Here is a 20,003-nt window from a genome sequence, read left to right as displayed (position 1 = left end):
ATGTCAACTTTACATCATGAAAAACTTTTATTCAATGACCAGATCAACATTTCTAATGACGGTGGTGAGTTAGCGAACGATGCCGGAACTTTATTAATTGCTGAATTTCTGCACCAAATTCACTTTGACCAGCTCTTAGAAGATAACTTGCATTTTAAAGATGACCGTAAATATTGTACCTTTCCCTTGAACAATTTATTTAAGCAGTTGCTGTTGCAATTGCTGGCAGGATACTGCCAAGATCAGTCGGCTAATACCTTGTCACACGCCGTTGATTTTAAGCTGGTCTTGTCTCAAGCGGTCGCTTCCCAGCCGACACTTTCACGCTTTATCAATCACATTTCAGCGTCTGGGCTCTTTTCAGTCAAATCATTGCTCGGCTCGGTAGCTCACTTTGTTCTTGGGCAGCTAAATCAACATCAGCTGATCCTTGATCTAGATTCGACACATGCCGATACGTTTGGTGACCAAGAAAAGAGTGCTTATAACGGTCACTACCAGACCAACGGTTATCATCCTTTACTAGCCTTTGATGCTTTATCGGGCTGCTTGTTGAATGCTCAATTACGCCCCGGCAATCGCTATACTTCCCAAGGTGCGACTAAATTTTTATTACGGAGCTTACGGGCCTATGACGGATCTTCCCTGGATGTCTTAGTGCGGGGAGATTCTGGTTTCGCAGCTCCAGGGATCTACCATGCGTGTGATAAAAAGCAGGCTAAGTTCGTGATTCGTTTAAAAGCGAACTACCAGCTCCAAAGTCGGGCTGAGCACCTGATCCAAGTGGGTGACCAGGACTTCACCGAAGCTGAAGTCCAATGGCATGTCCTGCGAGACTATTGTCCTCAAAGTTGGTCACGACCTTATCGTGTGATTATTAAATCAACGCGGCCGGCGGGCAACTTTCTGTTTGACCATGAGTTTATCGTGACCAACTTGGAAGAATTAAGCGGTCCACAAGTCTTTGCCCTCTATCACCAACGCGGTTCCATGGAAGACTTGATCAAAGAAGTTAAACGTGGCTTTCACTTTGATAAAACGGACAGTTCTAGTTTTGAGGCCAATGAGTTCCGGATGCTGGTAGCTGGGGTCGCTTATAATATACTGCAAGCCATGAAGAACTTAGTTTTACCAACAAAGCTTAAACACGCTCAGGTCGGGACGATCCGTTTTAAATTACTCCATGTGGCAGCTAAGGTCACGCACCATGCGCGTCAAGTCTGGGTCCATTTATCTCAGACCAATGTGTTCGATAAATTATTTTGGCAGACACTGTTCAAGATTCAAAATCTAAAAATATATCCGCTGTGAACTCACAAAATAAAAAATGTTTTTCTTAGGGAAAGGGTGAAGTCTGTCCTTTTTTAAACAGTCCGACAACAAAACTAACAAAAAGCTGCTTTTTTTACACACTAAAGTAACTTTGCACAAAGTTTTAACTGCAACGAAAAGTATGAATAATTCAGGTTTAATGGTAATTTTTAATCAAAAAGTCTTTTCGAACACTAAGCCATACTACTTGGAAATCGATCAAGCTTGTAAGCGCTTTTTAACTAAGAACATCATTAAATCATCTTAATCCAATTTTTAGTAGAAAAAAATGAATTAACGTTTATAATAATTTTGGGAGAGAGAAATGATCACTATGTTCTCTACATTACACAGGCTTAGCGGCCTGTGTTTTTTGGTTTTACACAATTATCTATCTAAAAAATTTTATGTTAAAGTTAAAAGGTTGGCAACTCCTAGCTAACATAATGTAGTTTGATACATTAGTCACTTGATATCAAGAGGATAGGCTAATTATTTTCATACAGACAAGCTCATTCTTCTGGAATGAGCTTTTTTCAATGTTTGGAGGCAGAATTAAGTTTGATTTAAATTTTTTAACTTATAGTGGAAATGAGGAATCAATGTAGTATTATCAGACAAACTACAAGGAGGTTCAATTATGATATATAGATATGTCAGATTTATCTTAGGTATTTGCCTAATGATTTACGTTGGCCGGATCATTGTTAAAGGGATCGAAAACTTGCCCAAAAGTGGTTCATACATTATCGTAGCACCACATCATCACTTTATTGACGCTATAGTATTTGCCACACAAATCAGAGCTACAGACTTTTTCTTTATTGCAAAAAAGGAATTATTTAAAAATAAGATTTTTTCCTGGTTTTTAGGCAAACTAAATGCTTTTCCGGTCGACAGAAAAAATCCCTCTTTAGCTACTCTTCAATTTCCGATTAAAAAACTGACTGAAAATCAGCAATCATTTGTAATTTTTCCAACTGGTTCACGTTATTCTAGCCAGCTAAAATCAGGTTATCTGTTGATTGCGAAGAGCAGTAAAAAGCCTATCGTTCCAGCAAAATTTGAATTTAACAGTTGGGGTAGATCTAGATTGACTATTGGAAAACCCTATTTTATTGCTAGTGATGAAAGGTTAAGCAAGAAAGAGAAAAAGATTTTGAACGAAGAACTTGAATTGAAATTTGCAGCTTTGTAATTCCAAATAAAATGAAAAATACCCTTTGAATTGTTTAGCAAGAACAAACTAACTAGGAGAGAGTCTGTTAGACTTTGTGGTAGTACGAAAGGATGGTTTTTTCATGTTGTACAAGTATTTATGGAAACAGGTGCATGCTACCATATAATAGTTGGCATTCCCTAGTGTTAACAACTCTATATTTCGTTTTTCAACTGAATAAAATAAGCTCGCTCCCAAATGGAACGAGCTTATTTTTGAAGTCAAATTTGGGTTCGAACTAAAATTGTAAAGATAATGATTAAAATTGTGTTGATCTAGAACTTGCAATAAACGATTTTTAATTTAGTTTGGTGCGGTTAATGCTTGAAAAAAGGTTCTTTTTTACAAGTTACTTATATTCAAAACTATCGCACCCATCATCTTTAAAGTTTTCTACCTATATAGTAGGATAACGAGCAGTGACAAACTATAACAATATTCGTTTAATAAAATGGTAGAAAGCAAAGAACAAAAGAAAGAGTCTGTAAAATGGAACAACGATAATCGGCCACATCGTTCATATTTGTCTGGTCGTAGTCGCAAGCACGCAGTTTTATTCGTAATATGGCTACTGTAGATGACCTAAACGAGTTACAATAGAGTTCATTGATGAAAAAAATTAATCCACAGTTTCGAGTGATCGGAGCTGTTTTTATGTCCATTTTTGTCCATCACTCTAAAAGTTTTTAGTGGTTTTTAATGGTTTTTGTATCAAATCACAAAAAAAGAACGCCGGTATAAAGGCATTCTTACATTTTTGATTCGTTCTAATTTGATATATAATGATTCGGGAGAGATTCGAACTCTCGACAATCCGCTTAGAAGGCGGATGCTCTATCCAGCTGAGCTACCGAACCAACAACAAGGTATATTATAGGCTAGATATGTAGATTATGTCAAATACAATTTTTGCTCTTAATTAAAAGCTTTTTAACGAATAAATATTGACACGTAGTTTCTTTTCTGCTAACATTAACACGTTGTATTTGTGCATGTCACAACTACAACCGCGCGTTTTAAGTTTTTAAGTACTCAGGTAAATTGAGTCACTACATTACGGCGAGTCTAAGTCAATTACAAGGAGGTGCACATTGATGTACGCAATTATTAAAACAGGTGGTAAACAATACAAAGTTGAAGCCGGTGAAGCAATCTACGTTGAAAAGTTAGCTGCAAACGCAGGTGACAAAGTTACTTTTGACCAAGTTGTTCTTGTTGGCGGTGAAAAAACTGTTATCGGAACACCAGTTGTTGATGGTGCTAGTGTTACTGGTACTGTTGAAAAACAAGGCCGTGAGAAAAAGGTTGTTACTTTCAAGTATAAGCCTAAGAAACATTCTCATACAAAACAAGGTCATCGTCAACCATACACAAAGGTTGTTATTGATGCTATCAATGCCTAACCAGATTTAAGGAGTTGCATGTTGCATGATCAAAGCGCATTTTTTGTCTAATAATGATACTTTTTGTGGTTTTTTGTTAAAAGGACATGCTGATTCCGGCGAATTCGGTTACGATATTGTTTGTGCTGCGGTTTCTGTTTTAGCAATTAATACTGTTAATAGTTTAGAACAGTTAGCATCTGTGACACCTCAAGTTGTCTCGGATGACGATAATGGCGGGTATCTTAAAGTTTCACTTGAAAAGGATGAAGCTAAAAAGCCTGCAGTTCAATTATTGTTAAAAAGTTTTAAACTAGGGATCCAAAGTATTATAGATAATTATCGAGATTATATAACTATTGAAAATGAATGATCAACCAGGAGGTGTTCGTGTTATGTTAATGAATTTACAGTTCTTCTCCCATCATAAAGGGGGCGGTTCGACTTCTAACGGGCGTGACTCAAAGGCTAAGCGTTTGGGTGCAAAACGCGCCGATGGTCAAACTATCACAAGTGGTTCAATTTTGTATCGTCAACGTGGGACACATATCTATCCAGGTATGAACGTTAAAATTGGCGGAGATGACACATTATTCGCTACTTCTGCAGGTGTCGTAAAATTTGAACGTAAGGGCCGTGACAAGAAACAAGTTTCGGTTTATCCTACAGCAGAATAATTTTTACGTGCTCAGTGCCGGGATTCCACTTGTGGGGTCCCGGTTTTTTAAACGCAAAATACACACAAGTTAGTTATGATCCGAGTCCAAACCAAATTTAGTAAATGTTCTCTGGACCAACTATTTGCTATACTAGTAGTAATAGTTTTAAGAAAGGTATGATGGTAATGGCTTCGAGTCGAGTAAAAAAGTTGCAGGATAAGTTTTCAGGATTAAAAATTGATGGATTCCTAGTGACAGATCCGTTGAATATATATTATTTAAGTGGTTTTACTGGTGACGCAGGTGTCTTGTTAATTACAGAGGAAAACAAGTACTTAATTACTGATTCTCGGTTTGAAGAACAGATCAAGACTGAAAATCCAGATTGGGGTTCGGTGATCACTAGAAATTATCTAAAGAATGCTTGCGAGATAGTAGCTAAAGAGCATGTAACTGTTATTGGATTTGAAAATACGATCGATTACGCTTCTTACGATTTTTTGGATGAAACTGCACTCTGCGATATCGTTCCTTTCGACGGATTAGTTGAACAATTAAGATCTATCAAAGATGAGCAGGAAATTGCTTTAATAAAAAAGAGCTGTGCATTGGCGGATGATGGTTTTCGTTTTGTCGTGGAGCAGTTACAAGCTGGGCAAACAGAACTGGACATTGCTAATGACTTAGATCATTATATGAAAAAGCATGGGGCCTCAGCTCAGTCGTTCGAAACTATCGTAGCTAGTGGAGAGCATACTACTTGGCCCCATGGTACTGCTACTTCCCGTCAAATTATGACTGGTGATCTGATAACTTTAGATTATGGTTATTTTGTTGATGGCTACACTTCCGATGTTACGCGGACTTTTAGTTTGGGTGAACAAAATGAACAAGTTAAAGAAATTTATCAGTTAGTGCTTGAGTCTCAGCAAGCAACAATTGAAGCAATCAGTGCCGGAGTTAGTGGTGCACATTTAGATGAGGTCGGGCGTTCATTGATAGAAAAAGCTGGGTATGGCAAATACTTTAATCATGGCATGGGCCATGGTATCGGTTTGGATATTCATGAATTGTCCAATGTTGGTCAAAGATTTGTCGATATAATGCAGCCTGGTCAAATTATTACGATTGAACCTGGCGTTTATGTTCCCGGTGTTGGCGGAGTCAGGATCGAAGATGATGTTTTAGTGAACGAAAGTGGTTATGATGTTCTGACACATTCTGATAAGAATTTGTTGGAGCTATAGTTGTTTGTCAACTTGACAAAGCTGTAGATCCACGTGAAAATGAAGTGTAATAACTTTTGATTAAACAAGTATTAACTATGTATACTTTAATGGTATTTGCCAAGGAGGATTATATTAGATGATTTCAGTAAATAACTTTAAGACAGGCTTGACTGTCGAAATTGATGGTGAATTATGGCGCGTTGTTGAATTTCAACACGTTAAACCAGGTAAGGGTTCAGCTTTCGTTCGTTCTAAACTGAAGAATTTACGGACTGGTGCGATTCAGGAAAAAACATTCCGTGGTGGTGAAAAAATCAACCAAGCACAAATCGACCGTAAAAAGATGCAATATTTGTATGCTGATGGTACCAACCATGTCTTCATGGATACAACAACGTATGAACAGTTAGAACTCCCAGAAGAATCAATTAAAGATGAGTTGAAATTCTTGAAAGAAAACACCATCGTCAGTGTCATAATGTATGGCTCTGAGACGTTGGGCGTTGAATTGCCAAACACTGTTGATTTAGTAGTTTCTGCAACAGAACCTGGTATCAAAGGTGACACCGCTTCTGGTGGATCAAAACCTGCGACAATGGAAACAGGTCTTGTTGTGCAAGTTCCATTTTTCGTAAATGAAGGAGATACATTGACTATTAATACGGTAGACGGAACGTACATTTCGCGTGCCTAATTAATAAGGGGGTTTAGTAATGTCTGACGAAAACAATATTGTTTTGACCAGCAACCAGCCAGACCTAGGAGAAATCAAGATCGCACCTGAGGTTGTCGAAGTGATCATTGGGATTGCTGCCAGCCAAGTTGAAGGTGTTTACTCAATGCATGGTTCTATTGCAAATAGTTTTTCGAAATTATTTGGACGTCAAGACCGAAAGCAAGGTGTTAAACTTGCAGCAGCTCAAAATGAGTTAAAAGTTGATGTTAATGTTTTCCTAAATTATGGAGTTTCTGTCCCTAAAGTAGCTTCTGCAATTCAGGATAAAGTTGCACAGCAGGTTTTGTTTATGACTGGTTTGAAATTGGCATCAGTCGATGTTCATGTCCAGGGAGTAGTTCCCGAAAAGGTTGAAGCGACGGTTGACCCAAATAATATTTTTGGAGAAGAAAAAGAGGGTAAGAAGTAATGGCTACTACAAGACATCAGGTACGCCAGGGTGCTTTTCAAGTTTTATTTGCCCTACAGAGCAATTTGGATGCAGATCCTGATTTGGTTTGTCAGCAAATTTCAGAGGAAGAATTCGGGCTTGAAAGCGTTCCAAAATATATGCAAACTTTGGTCCATGGTGTTTTGGAACACCAAGCGGAAATTGATAGTTTTCTAGAAACACATCTTAATTCAAAGTGGTCACTGGATCGTTTGAGCAAAACAGATCTCTTGATTTTAAGAATTGCTGTGTTTGAAATTAAGTTTGAAAGTGAAACTCCCGACAAGGTTGCGCTAAATGAAGCCTTAGAGCTTGCAAAAGCGTTTAGCGACGACAAGTCACGACGTTTCATCAATGGAGTTTTATCTAACCTCTTATAATATTAAAAGTCTGAAGCAGTTATTGTTGCTCAGGCTTTTTAATTTATGTTTGATAAATGATTGGATTAGTTTTGCATTGGGCAATGTGCTAAAATTGAAAGTAAATAATTTCTGTTGTGAGGTAGTAGCATGGTAGTTTTAATGGATGGAAAGAAGCTTTCTCAAAAATTTCAGATATCTTTGTTAAGCCAAACGACTTATCTCAAAGAGCATGGGATCGTTCCAACATTGGCGGTTTTGGTAGTGGGTAATGATCTTGCTAGTCAAATTTACTTTCGGAGTAAGAAAAAACTGGCTAATAAGTTGGGAGTTAATGTTCACGATCGGCTCTTACCTGAGAATTCTTCTGAGCAAGATATTATCAAGATCATTCAAAATTACAATGAAGACCCGCTTGTTCATGGTATTTTGGTCGAATTGCCGCTCCCAAAACATTTGGATGAGAAAAAAATGATAGAGTCGATTTCTCCCGCTAAAGACGTTGACGGTTTTCATCCGTACAACATTGGGAGTTTATTTATGAATGATCCGGGCCCTATTCCGTGCACGCCAGCTGGGATCATGGCATTATTTAATGAATATCACATCCAGCTCGCGGGCAAACAGGTGGTGATAGTTGGTCGCAGTAATATTGTTGGTCGTCCTTTGGCTGCAATGCTACTCAACGCGGATGCCACTGTTACTATCGCGCACAGCAAGACTGTCGATCTGGAAGAGGTCACTAAGAAAGCCGACATTTTGATCGTTTCAATTGGGCAGCCCGAAATGATCACAGCCAAGTATATCAAACCAGGTGCAGTGATCATTGATGTTGGGATCAATCGTTTGTCTAACGGCGAAACTGTAGGAGATGTCAACCAAAACGATGTGAAAAAAGCAGCTGATTATCTGACCCCAGTTCCGGGTGGTGTTGGCCCCATGACAAGTGTGATGCTAATGAAACAAACAATTGGCTTTGCAGCAAAGGAGTTGAAAATTTGACTACAGATAAATATTTAACGGTTACTGCTTTGACACGTTATCTGCACAAAAAGTTTACTGTCGATCCCTATCTTCAAAGAGTGTTTTTGACAGGTGAAATTTCAAATTTTCGTTTACGTCCTAGACATCAGTACTTTAGTATAAAAGATGATAATGCTAAAATAAGTGCGGTAATGTTTCAGTCTAATTTTAAACGTGTGAAATTTATACCTGAAGAAGGCATGAAGGTCTTGCTCGTTGGCCGGATAGATTTATATGAGCCTAATGGTACATATCAAATAAATATTGAAAGTATGCAACCGGACGGTGTAGGTGCTTTATATGAGGCATACGAACAATTAAAGAAGAAACTTGCTGCTGAAGGGCTCTTTTCTGTAGAAAAGAAGAGGATCCCTCGTTTTCCGCAAAAAATAGCTGTGATCACAAGCCCATCAGGTGCAGTCATTCGTGATATTATGACAACTGTTAAACGGCGCTATCCGATCGCTCAACTTGTTTTGTTTCCTGCAGTTGTTCAAGGAGAACAAGCCGCAGATTCTTTGGTCGGCAGATTAAAAGAAGTTACGCAACATGAGGATTTTGATACTGTGATCATTGGTCGTGGCGGCGGCTCAATTGAGGATTTGTGGCCTTTTAACGAAGAAAAAGTTGCACGCGCGATCGCAGCTGTTAAGATTCCAGTGATTTCTTCTGTCGGACATGAAACTGATACTACAATTGCCGACCTGGTGGCTGATTTACGTGCCCCAACACCAACTGCGGCAGCAGAGTTGGCTACACCGCTCCTTTCAGATGAGATATTAAAATTAAAGCAGCAAAGATTACGGTTAGTGCAAGCGATGAAGACAGTCTTAGATCGCAATGAACGTCAAGCAGCACGGCAAATCGATTCATATATATTTAAAACGCCGGCTCGTTTGTACGAAGGCTATTTACAGAAACTTGACTTTTTGAATTCTAAACTTGAAGCAGCTTTTGGACAAGAACTATCGCGTGTTCAGCGAGAACAATTAGAGTTGAATAGTCGTTTGAAAATGGTAGATCCTAAACCGCGTCTTAAGAGATCAGGGTCAATTTTGGCTACAAATAAGCAGCAATTACAGCGAAATATGCAACTTTATTTAGTTGCAAAGAAAAATGAGCTAGCGCAACAGGTGAGCAATTTGGATGTACTCAGTCCTTTATCTGTTATGGGACGTGGATATTCTTATGTCAGTCATGCTGGTAAGATCACTAAAAGTGTTAAAAATCTAGATGTAGATGATAAGGTAGTTTTGCATATGGCAGACGGAATTGCGGATGCGCGCATCATCGATACCAAGGAGGAGCAAGGCAATGAGTGAAGATACAAAAGAACCAACATTTGAAGAAAATTTGGCTGAACTTGAAAAAATCGTTTCTAAATTGGAACAGGGGGATGTCCCTTTAGAGGAAGCGTTAGATTCTTTTCAAAAGGGAGTTAAGCTCAGCAAAAAGTTACAGGGTACTCTAGAAAATGCTGAAAAAACTTTAACCAAAGTGATCGATGAAAATGGTGAGGAACAGGTTTTTGAGCAGGAGCAAGATGATAATGAGTAATAACAGTATTTCAAAGCTGCAAGCAAGTGAGATCAATGAACTAAATCGGCAGATGGAAGCTCGTCTGAATTCCTTGGATAACCAGGACACTTTGCGTGCTGCAATGCGTTATTCAGTAATGGCTGGCGGTAAGAGGATCAGGCCTTTGATCGTCTTTGCAACGTGTGCGAGCTTTCAAACGCCAATTTCTGAGGCTGTCTTTGCTGTTGCTGGCAGTTTGGAATTTATTCATACTTATTCGCTGATTCACGATGATTTGCCTGAAATGGATAATGACGATCTTAGGCGGGGGAAGCCAACTAATCATAAAGTTTACGGTCAGGCTATGGCAGTTTTGGCCGGTGATGCTTTATTGACGGAAGCGTTTGAGTGGTTAACTGAAGCAGGGATTTCACCAGTTGATAATTTGAAATTAGTCCATAAGTTGGCAAAAGCGGCTGGTCCTAAAGGAATGGTCGATGGTCAGTCTCGTGATATTCTCGGAGAAAAGCAGCAATTGACTTTAGAACAGTTAAAAGTCTTACATGCTGGGAAAACTAGTGCTTTGATCACTTACGCTTTTGAAGCGGGAGGAATATTGGCCGGCGTTTCCGACCAACACCAAGCACTATTGCGAGAATTCGGTTTGCTTTTTGGATTAGCTTTCCAAATTTATGATGATATTTTGGATGTAACTTCAACACAAGAAAAGATGGGAAAGGCTGTTCACAAAGATAGTTTGGAGCACAAAAATACTTACCCGGCTTTATTAGGTCTCAACGAGGCTAAACGATCACTTGAACACACATTGTCACAGGCTGGCAATGTGTTAAAACAATTGAATGACTTGGGTGTGCAAACAGAACTGTTTGACGAATTACTAGGATATTTTAAAATATAAGGTAGGAAAATGAAAAAAGAACGAATTGATGTATTATTAGTACAACAAGGCTTGTTTGATAGTCGTGAACAAGCAAAAAGGGCTGTGATGGCAGGAGAAATTTTAGGGGAAAACGAAGAACGTTTGGATAAACCCGGTATGAAAATCGATTCTTCTGTCAAACTTCATTTTAAAGGGACAAAGATGCCTTACGTTAGTCGTGGGGGCTTAAAACTTGCAAAAGCCTTAAAGGTGTTTAAAATTGACCTGACCGGACGTACAGTGCTGGATATTGGGTCTTCTACTGGCGGCTTTACGGATGTAGCCTTACAAAATCATGCGCGCCTTAGTTATGCTCTAGACGTGGGAACAAATCAACTGGTTTGGAAACTTCGTCAAGATAAACGCGTGATAGTGATGGAAAATACTAATTTCCGCTATAGTAAGTTAGCAGATTTTAAAGAGGGACAGCCAAATTTTGCCTCGATCGATGTTTCCTTCATTTCTTTACGCTTGATTTTACCGACCTTGTATTCAATTTTAGAAACTGGACGCGATGTTGTTGCCTTGATCAAGCCGCAGTTTGAAGCAGGTAGAAATAAAGTCGGGAAACACGGCATAGTGCACGATGAGCAGACTCATTTGGAAGTTTTAGATGATGTTTTAGGATTTGCCCAAAAAAGCGGGTATAATGTTAGCGGGTTAGATTTTTCACCGATTACTGGAGGAACGGGTAATATTGAATTTATCGTACATTTAGTGAAGTGTCCTGAAGGTGAGAAGGGACAAAATCTTCTCCAGGTTTCGCCGGTTGAAGTGGTTAAAAAAGCTCACCAGACTTTACTGCATTAATTTTAGGATTTTGAACTGTCAAGCCGGCAGGATTATTTAAAGTGTGGGGTAAGTGGATTATATGAAGAAACATGAACGACATAAATTGTTGAAACAACTACTAGTGGAAAATAATGTGTATCGGCAAGAAGACCTAGTTGATCTCCTTGCTAAACGCGGTATTGAGGTCACTCAAGCGACGATTTCACGGGATATCAAGCAGTTACAGCTTATTAAGGTCCCTTTAAATGATGGTAGTTATCGTTACACCCTTCCTTCTGAAAAAGAAGTAGATGCAGCTGTCAAACTAAAAAAGACGCTGCAAGATGTATATGTGAGTTCAGATATTCACAATGAAATGTGTGTCTTGAAAGTTCAACCTGGTAATGGGCCCACAGTTTCTGGTTTGTTCCAACAAATGAATTATCCTGAAGTTTTCGCATGTATTAGTGACGATGATACGATTATGATCTTCAATCGTTCAACACAAGCTGCAAGTAAGGTACAAGAAAAAATACGAAAGTTGACAAATGAAGATTAAGCAATGAAGCACTTGTTCTTTAACAAGATTCAATTGTCTACATAGATAGACGCAATTAGGTTTCATCGGAGGCGAAAGTATTTGCTAAGTAGTTTAACTATTAAAAATTTTGCAATTATAGATAAAATTCAAATAGACTTTCAACCTAAAATGACGGTACTAACTGGTGAAACTGGGGCGGGTAAATCTATCGTGATCGATGCTTTAGGGTTATTGGCCGGTGGTCGCGGGTCCGCAGACTATATTAGAAAGGGAAAGAAGAAGGCGTTATTACAAGCTCTCTTTATTTTACCCAAAAATGCTCCAGCCTATCGGATTTTAGACGAGGTAGGTATCAGTTACGATGATAATGGGTTGATCTTGCAGCGTGAGTTGTACCGTAATGGGCACAATATTTGTCGGATCAACGGAGAACTGGTCAACTTGACGAATATGAGGCGAGTCGGTGAGACTTTGATCGATATTCATGGTCAAAATGAGCATCAGGAGTTGATGCGTCCAGACAAGCATTTGTCATTGTTGGACAGTTTTGATAATAAGCAGTTGCGAGCACTTAAAGATAAATATTCTGAGAGCTATCAACAATATCGCAAAGAAAAGGCCAGTCTGGAAAAGAAAGAAAAGAATGAAAAAGACTGGGTTCAGCGGTTGGATATGTTGCAATTTCAAGTTCAAGAGATTAAAACCGCCCAGTTACAGCCTGAAGAAGAGGAGCAGTTGGCTGAAGAAAAAGAGCAGCTGGATAATTATCAAGCGATCCATAATGCTTTAGAAAACAGTTATCAGTTACTTTCAGGGGAAGAAAATGATGCTTTAGGACAAGTTGGTTCTGTGATGGAACAAATGCAGCGTGTTGCAGAGTTTTCTCCTGATTTAGGACAAATTAGCCAGCGTATAACGGATGCCTATTATGGTTTATCTGATTCAGTGCGTGATGTTTCAAATCAACTTGCAACGATGGAATGGGATGAAGACCGGTTAGACCAGATCGAACACCGGTTGGATGATATTCATCAACTGAAGAGAAAATATGGGAATTCAATTTCCGAGATCTTAAATTATTATCAAAAGATTAAAAGTGAACTTAAAGGTATGCAACAAACAGATGCGGACTCCGATGAACAAAAAGAGCGCGTAGATGAACTGTTCAAAAAATCTAAGCAAATTGCACGTCAACTTTCCAGTGAGCGGAAAAAATCTGCTGTCCAGCTCGAAAAAGCTGTTCATAAACAACTGAAAGCTTTGTACATGGAAAAGGCAGTTTTTAGTGTTAAGTTTTTACAGGGAACAGATGAACGGCTCAATTCTGAGGGCCTTGATCAGGTTGAATTTTATATTCAAACTAATCCGGGTGAATCGATGGGTCCTTTGGCAAGAATAGCTTCTGGCGGTGAATTATCACGAGTCATGCTGGCGCTTAAGACCATCTTTGCTCAACGTCAAGGTGTAACAAGTATTATTTTCGACGAGGTAGATACTGGAGTTAGCGGACGAGTGGCCCAGGCAATTGCTGAAAAAATCAGTTTGATCGCCCAAAGCTCTCAAGTATTATGCATTACTCACTTGCCACAGGTTGCTGCTGTAAGTGATCACCACTATCTTGTTACCAAACATGTTCAAGATGGTCGGACAGAAACAAGAGTTGAACGACTGAGGCAGTCTGAAAAAATTGAAGAATTGGCTAGGATGCTTGCGGGAACGGAAATTACAGATCTTGCTCGGAAGCACGCTGCTGAATTGTTAAAAATGGGTCATTCTTAAAAACTTAGCAGAAGAACAGGAAAAAATTAAGTACCGTTTGGCCCTGTCATTAAAGTATGTTTTAGCGCAAAGAGATGATGGAATTGGGTCGGCAAAACTCTTTATTTGCTGGAACTTAACTAAAATAGTAAATAAAAAATGGGTCTACACTTTTTAGTGTTGATGAGCGTTCATCAGCACTATTTTTGTACAAAAAAGGACATCATTTGTCCTCATATGCTACGATTAAAGCGACAAAACCAAATCAAAGCGAGGTATAAATGATGTCCCAAACTGATTCTATCCTAAATTTACTCAATATCCAAGACCCAAATATCAAAATTTCAGCTTGTACTGATTTTTCACAGGCCGGAGTTCACGAAAAACTGCTTTCAGCTACGCTGACTTACCCCGTCGAACGCTGTGTTAATTGTGGTTCCACGAATATCGTTCAGAATGGGACCCGCCTGACCAAGATGAGACTACCCAGCCTAGGTGAACAACCGCTCCGCATGAACTTGCGCAAACAGCGTTATCTGTGCCGGACTTGCCACCATACTTTTAGCGCGCAGACGCAGCTCGCTCCACCTCGGCACTCGATCACCCGCCAAGCAGTCCACGAAATCGCGACTTTGGCTAAGAACTCACTGCCAGTCAAAACGATCAGCCAGACCGTGGGAATCTCAGCTTCCTCGGTTCAACGGATCTTGTATAAGGATCAGCGAGCTTTAGTAACGCCCAAAGAGCTGCCGACAGCTCTCAGTTTTGACGAATTTCGTTCAACTAAGAACTGCTTTTCTTTTATCTGCATTGACGCAAAAACCCATGATTTGGTCACCTTATTGCCAGATCGTCTCTCGCAGACGATCCGCGAGTATTTCACCAATACTTATACACTTTCTGAGCGTCAAAAAGTTCAACTGGTGACCATGGATCTGAATGCGCAGTATCAGACTTTCGTCCGTCGTCTTTTTCCTAACGCCCTGATCGTCTTTGACCGTTTCCATATTGTTCAGTTAGCGGGTCGGGCACTTGACCATGAACGGCTGCGTGTTTTAAAAGGGATCAACGACCACCACGACCGCAACTATAAAGTTTTAAAAAGCAACTGGCGCTTATTCCACTTAGCTGAAAATCAACTTGAGACCTCCCAGGTTAAATATTATCGGGGATTAAATGAATACACGACTGCCCAAAATGTGGTCGATCTGGGACTCAAGAATTTTCCACAGTTCGCAGAAAACTATCAGACCTATCAAACGATCTTAACCTTTATTCGCAACCGCGATCGGGCTACTTTACAACAATTAGTTATGAACTACCGTCCCAATGGTACTGAAATGGATACCGTCATGAGGACCATTCAAAAGAACTACTTAGGGATCAGGAACGCTTGTCTCTATGACTACTCTAATGGGCCGTTAGAGGGGATCAATCGCAAGATCAAAGAACTTAAACGTAGCTGTTACGGATTCAGTAACTTAAGGCATTTCTTTATCCGCATCAAATTGATCCATGCCTAAGATAAAAAATTTAGGTCAACACTGTGGGAGGCAGGTGCGGGCCCATTTCGCTACGCTTCGGACCCGCACCTGCCTCCCAACCCAAACACTTTAATCTAGCTATGGCAGTAAAAAAAGAACCCTACCATAAAGATAGAGTTCTATGGGCCATCAACACTATTTGACAAAGTCCCTAAAAAACGAGCAAACTTATCAAAGTTACTCGTTTTTTTATTTATCTGGCTGTTTTTAGCTAATGAAGTCTCGGTATAAGCCCACAACTTTACCAAGTACGGTAACTGAATCTAAAATGATCGGGGCCATTGTGTCGTTTTCAGGCTGCAATCGAAAATGATCTTTTTCTTTGAAGAATCGTTTGCAGGTTGCTTCGTTGTCATCTGTCATAGCGATAATAATATCACCATTATCTGCGGAACGTTGTTGTCTGACGATCACTTCGTCGCCGTCGAGAATACCAATGTTGATCATGCTTTCGCCTCTGATAGTTAACATAAACAAGTCTTGAGCGGAGTCATAATTAGGTGGCAAGGGGAAGTAGTCTGTTGTTTCTTGAACTGTTAAAATTGGATTACCAGCTGTAACCGTTCCTAGAACTGGTATTTTAGCAGCTTTTTCACTGATACCGAGCGCTTCCATCCCAGCAAGGGTTATTTCAAGGGCACGTGGTTTAGTAGGATCTTTGTGAATATATCCGCGCTTTTCTAAACGTGCAATGTGTCCATGGACAGTTGAGGTCGAAGAGAGATCGACTGCTTCGCCAATTTCACGGACAGTAGGCGGGTAACCCTTTTCATGTACACATTCGTAGATGAATTTTAAGACGGAGATTTGTCGTTCTTCGATTATTTTGGACATCACGAACACCTCATTTAATTTTTTATAGTTCAAGCGTATCATATTATTGTTGCTATTTCAAACTAATGTTCGGATAAAATACTTGAGTTTTTAGTATTAATTGTTTAAGATAGTTTGTATTGGAATTAAAGAGTCTCGTTGTATGAAAAGAGGTCGTAGAAGATATGGATAATGGGATCCCACAAAACTTATTAGATAGGATCAACGAACTGGCTCACAAAAAAAAGGCAAATGGTTTAACAAAAGAAGAACAAGAAGAGCAGCAGCGCTTACGTGAAACCTATTTAAGCATGTTTCGCGAAAACTTTCGCAGTCAGATCGAGATGACGCAGGTTTTTGATAAAAAGGGAAAAGAAGTTACCCCTGAAAAGGTCAAAGATATCCAAAGAAAACGTGGTTTACGTGACGATTAAAAGTTAATAAAAAGTGGAGAAGTTTGTGTAATTTTTGACGACCACTTTATTTTTCACAGTTAATTGTGTAAACTTAACTAAGTAAGCAAAAGTTAAGGAAGGGAGTAGTTGATGATGTCCACACCAGTATGGATAATTATCGTCATCATCGCGTTGGTTTTAGGACTCGTAGGCGGTTTCTACGGTGCCCGCAAGTATATGGAGAGCTATTTACAAAAAACCCCGCCAATCAATGAACAGATGTTAAGACAAATGATGTTGCAGATGGGCCAGAAGCCTTCGGAAAAGAAACTTAACCAAATGATGACGTCCATGAAAGCTAATTATGGGAAGAAAAAATAAAGTCATTTTTAAATAAAAAAGCCGGGTGATCACCCGACTTTTTATTTATCCTTATTTTGTTGAATGTTTTGAAACATCAACGTATTTAAAATTAGGATCGACCTGCTGATCCAACTTTTCAAACTCTGCTTCCATTTTTGCAAATAATTTGTTTTGCTTTTCATCAGTCATTTTTGCTTTGCGGTCAAGATAAATCGGGTCACCAAATGCCACTGTAACACGTTTTCGTGAAAAAAGAGATTTGAAAGTTAATGGTCCCTGGTAAACTGTTGGTACGATCGGTACTCCTGAAAGCTTGGCGATCAATGCGACACCGCCCTTCATTTCTTGTGAGTGTCGTGTCCCAGAAGGAAACATGATCAGCGAGATATCTCGCTTACGTAACCATTTGACGGGTGTTTTGATTGCAGAGGGTCCCGGGTGTTCACGATCGACGGGAAAAGCATTTGCGTGATCCAAGATATAGCGGAGAACAGGGTTCTTAAATAACTCCCTTTTAGCCATAAATGAAAAACGTTTCGGGGATGCAGCCAAGGCAAAATAAATCATATCAAACCAGGCACGATGAGGCCCGACTACAATATAGTTGCCTTCAGGAAGTTTTTCTTTGTTAAGGTAGTGGCTGTTGCCATTAATGATAGCAACTACTATTCGAGCCACAACTCGAATAAATGAGTAGAACATCGCAGTGACATTCCTTTCCAAAATAGTATTGTCAAGAATAATATTACATAGTTATTATACCAGTTGCAAGTTTTGATGAAAGAAAGTGTTTAAAATGAAATTTGATCCGCAATTGAAAAGTGGAGAAAGAGTAGACGAATTGTATGCTAATAATATCAAGATCATTCAAAGTGCAGATGTTTTTTCGTTTTCTTTGGACGCGGTCTTGTTGGCGGATTTTGCGCAGCCAATTTTAAAACAAAAAGGAAAGATCATTGATCTTTGCTCAGGTAACGGGGCGGTTGGTTTATTTTTGACTAAAAAAACGAAAGCCCACATTACCCAAGTTGAGGTTCAAACAAGATTAGTAGATATGGCCAGACGGAGCATTGAATTAAATGATCTGAATGAACAAGTTTCAGTTTTAAATATGGACCTTAAAGATATTTTACAAGAAATAAAAAAAGATTCGGTCGATACGATCACGTGTAATCCACCATATTTTGCTGATCAACCATCTAGTAAAAAAAATCCTAATCCATACTTAGCGTTGGCTCGACACGAAAGCACAGCCTCACTGGCTAATATTATAGTAATTATCAGTGCTTTACTGAAAATGGGCGGTAAAATGTATATGGTGCATCGTCCTGATCGACTTCAAGAAATCTTTAGCTTATTGGAAAAAAACCGCCTTGTTCCTAAAAGGATCCGTTTGGTTTATCCTAAAAAAGGACGTGAAGCTAATATGGTTTTGATAGAGGCAATCAAGGATGGTCGCCCCGGGGGATTGAGATTTGTTCCTCCTGTAGTTGTTTATGACGAACAGGATCAATATTTGCCAGAAGTAAGAAGGATTTTATATGGTGAAGAATAAACACTATTTTTTTTATGTACTTTTTTGCGCTGATGGGACCTTGTATGGAGGATTTACAACTGATTTAAAACGGCGCTTAGAGCAGCATAATTCGGGACGAGGGGCTAAATATACGAGGGTCAGAAGACCAGTTAAAATGATCTATCATGAAGAATTTGACAGTAAGTCTCTGGCCCTAAAAGCAGAATATGCGTTTAAACATCAGCCACGTTCTAAAAAAGAAAGCTTTTTGTCGGCTCATGGAGTCGATCTTGAATCAATTAAAAAAAATTAATGAATTTATTTTTGTGTAGTCAATGATGTGTTGTGTCACGTATAATATAAGTCATGCTATATTTCTCTAAGAATTTTAGCTATATAAAACATGAAGGAGTTTTAGTAATATGAAAATGATTGCTTTTTCAGTGAGAGATGACGAAGAACCATTCTTTAGGGAATGGTCAACCAAAAATAATATTCAAGTTGATTTAATTAAAGATCCTTTGACAGACGAAACAATGGATAAGATCAATGGTCATGATGCAGTTTTAGCCTTACAAACTGGCGAGTATCCTAAGTCATTATTTAACAAAGCACAGAGTTTAGGGATCAAAGTTTTTTCGATCCGCAATGTCGGTGTTGACAATGTTGATCTCAAAGAAGCTTCAGCGAATAATATTGCAGTAACTAATGTGCCAGCATATTCGCCGACTGCGATTGCTGAATTTTCTGTGACTCTATTATTGCAATTGCTTAGGAAAATTGATAATTTTAGAAAACGCAGCGAACAACAAGACTTTCGCTGGGAAGGAAACGTTGGCCAAGAAATTCACGATAAAACTATCGGTGTGATCGGAACCGGCCGAATCGGTAAGGCTGCTATTTCTATTTATCGTGGTTTTGGTGCCAAAATCGTAGCTTATGATCCTTATACGGACTCTAAATTAGCAGCAGAAGGTATCTATGTTGACAGTAAAGAGGAATTATATCAAAAGGCTGATATAATCACTTTGCATATGCCAGCTTCGTTAAAAGATAAGCATATGATCGATGCCCAGGCTATTTCAGAAATGAAAGACGGTGTTTATTTGATCAATACTGCACGGGGGCTTTTAATAGACACAGCAGCGTTGATCGATGGACTTAAAAGTGGAAAAGTTGCTGGTGCTGGTCTTGATACCTATGAAAATGAAAGCCCCTTATTCAACCATGATTTGAGGGGAAAAGAAATCAAAGACCCGCTTTTCAACGAATTACGTGAATTAGAAAATGTAATTGTGACACCACACGTTGCATTTTATACTGATACGGCTGTCAAGAATATGGTTAGACTATCTTTGAACAGTGCAAAGTCAGTCATTGAGACAGGTACAGCGGATTCAATCGTGAATGCTGAATAAAAAGAACTGAGCGTCACTGTTCAATTATCCAGTACTAAATAATTTTTAGGCGATCAGGTCAAATGTTATTGCAATTAA

General features: G+C 39.1%; 25 protein-coding genes, 1 tRNA gene and 1 other annotated feature. Of the genes, 23 read left to right on the top strand and 3 right to left on the bottom strand.

What is annotated here, in order from left to right; genetic code table 11:
- From BQ5903_RS06625 to BQ5903_RS06620, 3 genes are all read left to right on the top strand, one after another.
- The gene (locus BQ5903_RS06625) at positions 1-1,311 is read left to right on the top strand and encodes an IS1380 family transposase (protein ID WP_079578404.1); all 1,311 of its coding nucleotides are present in this window, start codon (positions 1-3) and stop codon (positions 1,309-1,311) included.
- Positions 1,312-1,453: 142 nt separating this feature from the next.
- Positions 1,454-1,579, top strand: coding sequence for a hypothetical protein (locus tag BQ5903_RS12445; protein WP_269148721.1), 126 nt, complete (start codon positions 1,454-1,456; stop codon positions 1,577-1,579).
- 372 nt (positions 1,580-1,951) lie between these two features.
- On the top strand, positions 1,952-2,509 hold the full coding sequence (locus tag BQ5903_RS06620; RefSeq protein ID WP_010494474.1) for a lysophospholipid acyltransferase family protein: 558 nt from the start codon (positions 1,952-1,954) through the stop codon (positions 2,507-2,509).
- 804 nt (positions 2,510-3,313) lie between these two features.
- Here BQ5903_RS06620 and BQ5903_RS06615 read toward each other — a convergent pair.
- A tRNA-Arg gene (locus tag BQ5903_RS06615) sits at positions 3,314-3,387 on the bottom strand.
- Positions 3,388-3,525: 138 nt separating this feature from the next.
- Positions 3,526-3,607: a sequence feature (ribosomal protein L21 leader region), on the top strand.
- A gap of 17 nt (positions 3,608-3,624) precedes the next feature.
- Between BQ5903_RS06615 and rplU the strand changes: the two genes are divergently transcribed.
- From rplU to BQ5903_RS06540, 15 genes are all read left to right on the top strand, one after another.
- Entirely contained in the window at positions 3,625-3,933 is a 309-nt protein-coding gene (gene rplU / locus BQ5903_RS06610; protein WP_029604862.1) for a 50S ribosomal protein L21, read from the top strand.
- Positions 3,934-3,958: 25 nt separating this feature from the next.
- Complete coding sequence (locus tag BQ5903_RS06605; RefSeq protein WP_010494373.1) at positions 3,959-4,285, top strand: ribosomal-processing cysteine protease Prp; 327 nt, start codon at positions 3,959-3,961, stop codon at positions 4,283-4,285.
- A gap of 22 nt (positions 4,286-4,307) precedes the next feature.
- Positions 4,308-4,589, top strand: a complete 282-nt coding sequence (rpmA, locus tag BQ5903_RS06600) for a 50S ribosomal protein L27 (RefSeq protein ID WP_010494371.1) — start codon at positions 4,308-4,310, stop codon at positions 4,587-4,589.
- 161 nt (positions 4,590-4,750) lie between these two features.
- A complete protein-coding gene (locus BQ5903_RS06595; protein ID WP_407936226.1) occupies positions 4,751-5,818 on the top strand; it encodes a M24 family metallopeptidase in 1,068 nt (355 codons plus the stop codon).
- Positions 5,819-5,936: 118 nt separating this feature from the next.
- Positions 5,937-6,494 (top strand): elongation factor P, encoded by a 558-nt coding sequence (gene efp, locus BQ5903_RS06590; protein ID WP_010494369.1) that lies wholly within the window; start codon positions 5,937-5,939, stop codon positions 6,492-6,494.
- 19 nt (positions 6,495-6,513) lie between these two features.
- Positions 6,514-6,945, top strand: coding sequence for an Asp23/Gls24 family envelope stress response protein (locus tag BQ5903_RS06585; RefSeq protein WP_079579209.1), 432 nt, complete (start codon positions 6,514-6,516; stop codon positions 6,943-6,945).
- The gene (nusB, locus tag BQ5903_RS06580) at positions 6,945-7,346 is read left to right on the top strand and encodes a transcription antitermination factor NusB (RefSeq protein ID WP_079579207.1); all 402 of its coding nucleotides are present in this window, start codon (positions 6,945-6,947) and stop codon (positions 7,344-7,346) included. Before BQ5903_RS06585 ends, nusB begins: the two co-directional genes overlap by 1 nt.
- A 129-nt stretch (positions 7,347-7,475) precedes the next feature.
- Complete coding sequence (gene folD / locus BQ5903_RS06575) at positions 7,476-8,327, top strand: bifunctional methylenetetrahydrofolate dehydrogenase/methenyltetrahydrofolate cyclohydrolase FolD (protein ID WP_079579205.1); 852 nt, start codon at positions 7,476-7,478, stop codon at positions 8,325-8,327.
- On the top strand, positions 8,324-9,670 hold the full coding sequence (gene xseA, locus BQ5903_RS06570; protein WP_010494361.1) for an exodeoxyribonuclease VII large subunit: 1,347 nt from the start codon (positions 8,324-8,326) through the stop codon (positions 9,668-9,670). Before folD ends, xseA begins: the two co-directional genes overlap by 4 nt.
- A complete protein-coding gene (locus BQ5903_RS06565; protein ID WP_010494359.1) occupies positions 9,663-9,905 on the top strand; it encodes an exodeoxyribonuclease VII small subunit in 243 nt (80 codons plus the stop codon). Before xseA ends, BQ5903_RS06565 begins: the two co-directional genes overlap by 8 nt.
- Positions 9,898-10,785 carry a polyprenyl synthetase family protein gene (locus BQ5903_RS06560; RefSeq protein WP_010494356.1) on the top strand — a complete coding sequence of 296 codons (888 nt, stop codon included), beginning with the start codon at positions 9,898-9,900 and terminating at the stop codon, positions 10,783-10,785. Before BQ5903_RS06565 ends, BQ5903_RS06560 begins: the two co-directional genes overlap by 8 nt.
- A gap of 9 nt (positions 10,786-10,794) precedes the next feature.
- Positions 10,795-11,616, top strand: a complete 822-nt coding sequence (locus tag BQ5903_RS06555; RefSeq protein ID WP_010494355.1) for a TlyA family RNA methyltransferase — start codon at positions 10,795-10,797, stop codon at positions 11,614-11,616.
- A 61-nt stretch (positions 11,617-11,677) separates the two neighbouring features.
- The gene (locus BQ5903_RS06550) at positions 11,678-12,136 is read left to right on the top strand and encodes an arginine repressor (protein ID WP_010494352.1); all 459 of its coding nucleotides are present in this window, start codon (positions 11,678-11,680) and stop codon (positions 12,134-12,136) included.
- A gap of 81 nt (positions 12,137-12,217) precedes the next feature.
- Positions 12,218-13,897 carry a DNA repair protein RecN gene (gene recN / locus BQ5903_RS06545; RefSeq protein ID WP_079579203.1) on the top strand — a complete coding sequence of 560 codons (1,680 nt, stop codon included), beginning with the start codon at positions 12,218-12,220 and terminating at the stop codon, positions 13,895-13,897.
- A gap of 260 nt (positions 13,898-14,157) precedes the next feature.
- Positions 14,158-15,399, top strand: a complete 1,242-nt coding sequence (locus tag BQ5903_RS06540) for an ISL3 family transposase (protein WP_079578646.1) — start codon at positions 14,158-14,160, stop codon at positions 15,397-15,399.
- A 228-nt stretch (positions 15,400-15,627) separates the two neighbouring features.
- Here BQ5903_RS06540 and lexA read toward each other — a convergent pair whose 3' ends face one another.
- Positions 15,628-16,254 carry a transcriptional repressor LexA gene (gene lexA / locus BQ5903_RS06535; protein ID WP_010494342.1) on the bottom strand — a complete coding sequence of 209 codons (627 nt, stop codon included), beginning with the start codon at positions 16,252-16,254 and terminating at the stop codon, positions 15,628-15,630.
- 164 nt (positions 16,255-16,418) lie between these two features.
- On the opposite strand from lexA, the gene BQ5903_RS06530 reads away from it, so the two are divergent.
- Both BQ5903_RS06530 and BQ5903_RS06525 read left to right on the top strand, forming a co-directional pair.
- Positions 16,419-16,667: a DUF896 domain-containing protein gene (locus BQ5903_RS06530; protein WP_010494340.1), complete on the top strand. Its 249-nt coding sequence runs from the start codon at positions 16,419-16,421 to the stop codon at positions 16,665-16,667.
- Positions 16,668-16,781: 114 nt separating this feature from the next.
- Positions 16,782-17,009: a YneF family protein gene (locus BQ5903_RS06525; RefSeq protein WP_079579664.1), complete on the top strand. Its 228-nt coding sequence runs from the start codon at positions 16,782-16,784 to the stop codon at positions 17,007-17,009.
- A gap of 51 nt (positions 17,010-17,060) precedes the next feature.
- Here the strand turns inward: BQ5903_RS06525 and BQ5903_RS06520 are convergent, their stop codons facing one another.
- Positions 17,061-17,693 carry a lysophospholipid acyltransferase family protein gene (locus BQ5903_RS06520; RefSeq protein ID WP_010494337.1) on the bottom strand — a complete coding sequence of 211 codons (633 nt, stop codon included), beginning with the start codon at positions 17,691-17,693 and terminating at the stop codon, positions 17,061-17,063.
- Positions 17,694-17,787: 94 nt separating this feature from the next.
- Between BQ5903_RS06520 and BQ5903_RS06515 the strand changes: the two genes are divergently transcribed.
- The 3 genes from BQ5903_RS06515 (at position 17,788) to BQ5903_RS06505 (ending at position 19,925) form a co-directional block, all read left to right on the top strand.
- Entirely contained in the window at positions 17,788-18,546 is a 759-nt protein-coding gene (locus tag BQ5903_RS06515) for a tRNA1(Val) (adenine(37)-N6)-methyltransferase (protein WP_056988017.1), read from the top strand.
- Positions 18,533-18,820 (top strand): GIY-YIG nuclease family protein, encoded by a 288-nt coding sequence (locus BQ5903_RS06510; protein ID WP_010494331.1) that lies wholly within the window; start codon positions 18,533-18,535, stop codon positions 18,818-18,820. Before BQ5903_RS06515 ends, BQ5903_RS06510 begins: the two co-directional genes overlap by 14 nt.
- Positions 18,821-18,929: 109 nt before the next feature.
- Entirely contained in the window at positions 18,930-19,925 is a 996-nt protein-coding gene (locus BQ5903_RS06505; RefSeq protein ID WP_010494329.1) for a D-2-hydroxyacid dehydrogenase, read from the top strand.
- Positions 19,926-20,003 lie beyond the last annotated feature (78 nt).

It is taken from the genome of Ligilactobacillus acidipiscis, from assembly GCF_900116935.1.
Classification (GTDB): domain Bacteria; phylum Bacillota; class Bacilli; order Lactobacillales; family Lactobacillaceae; genus Ligilactobacillus; species Ligilactobacillus acidipiscis.
The sequence above is the reverse complement of the archived record's forward strand: the minus strand, read 5'-3'. Positions and strand labels throughout refer to the sequence as shown.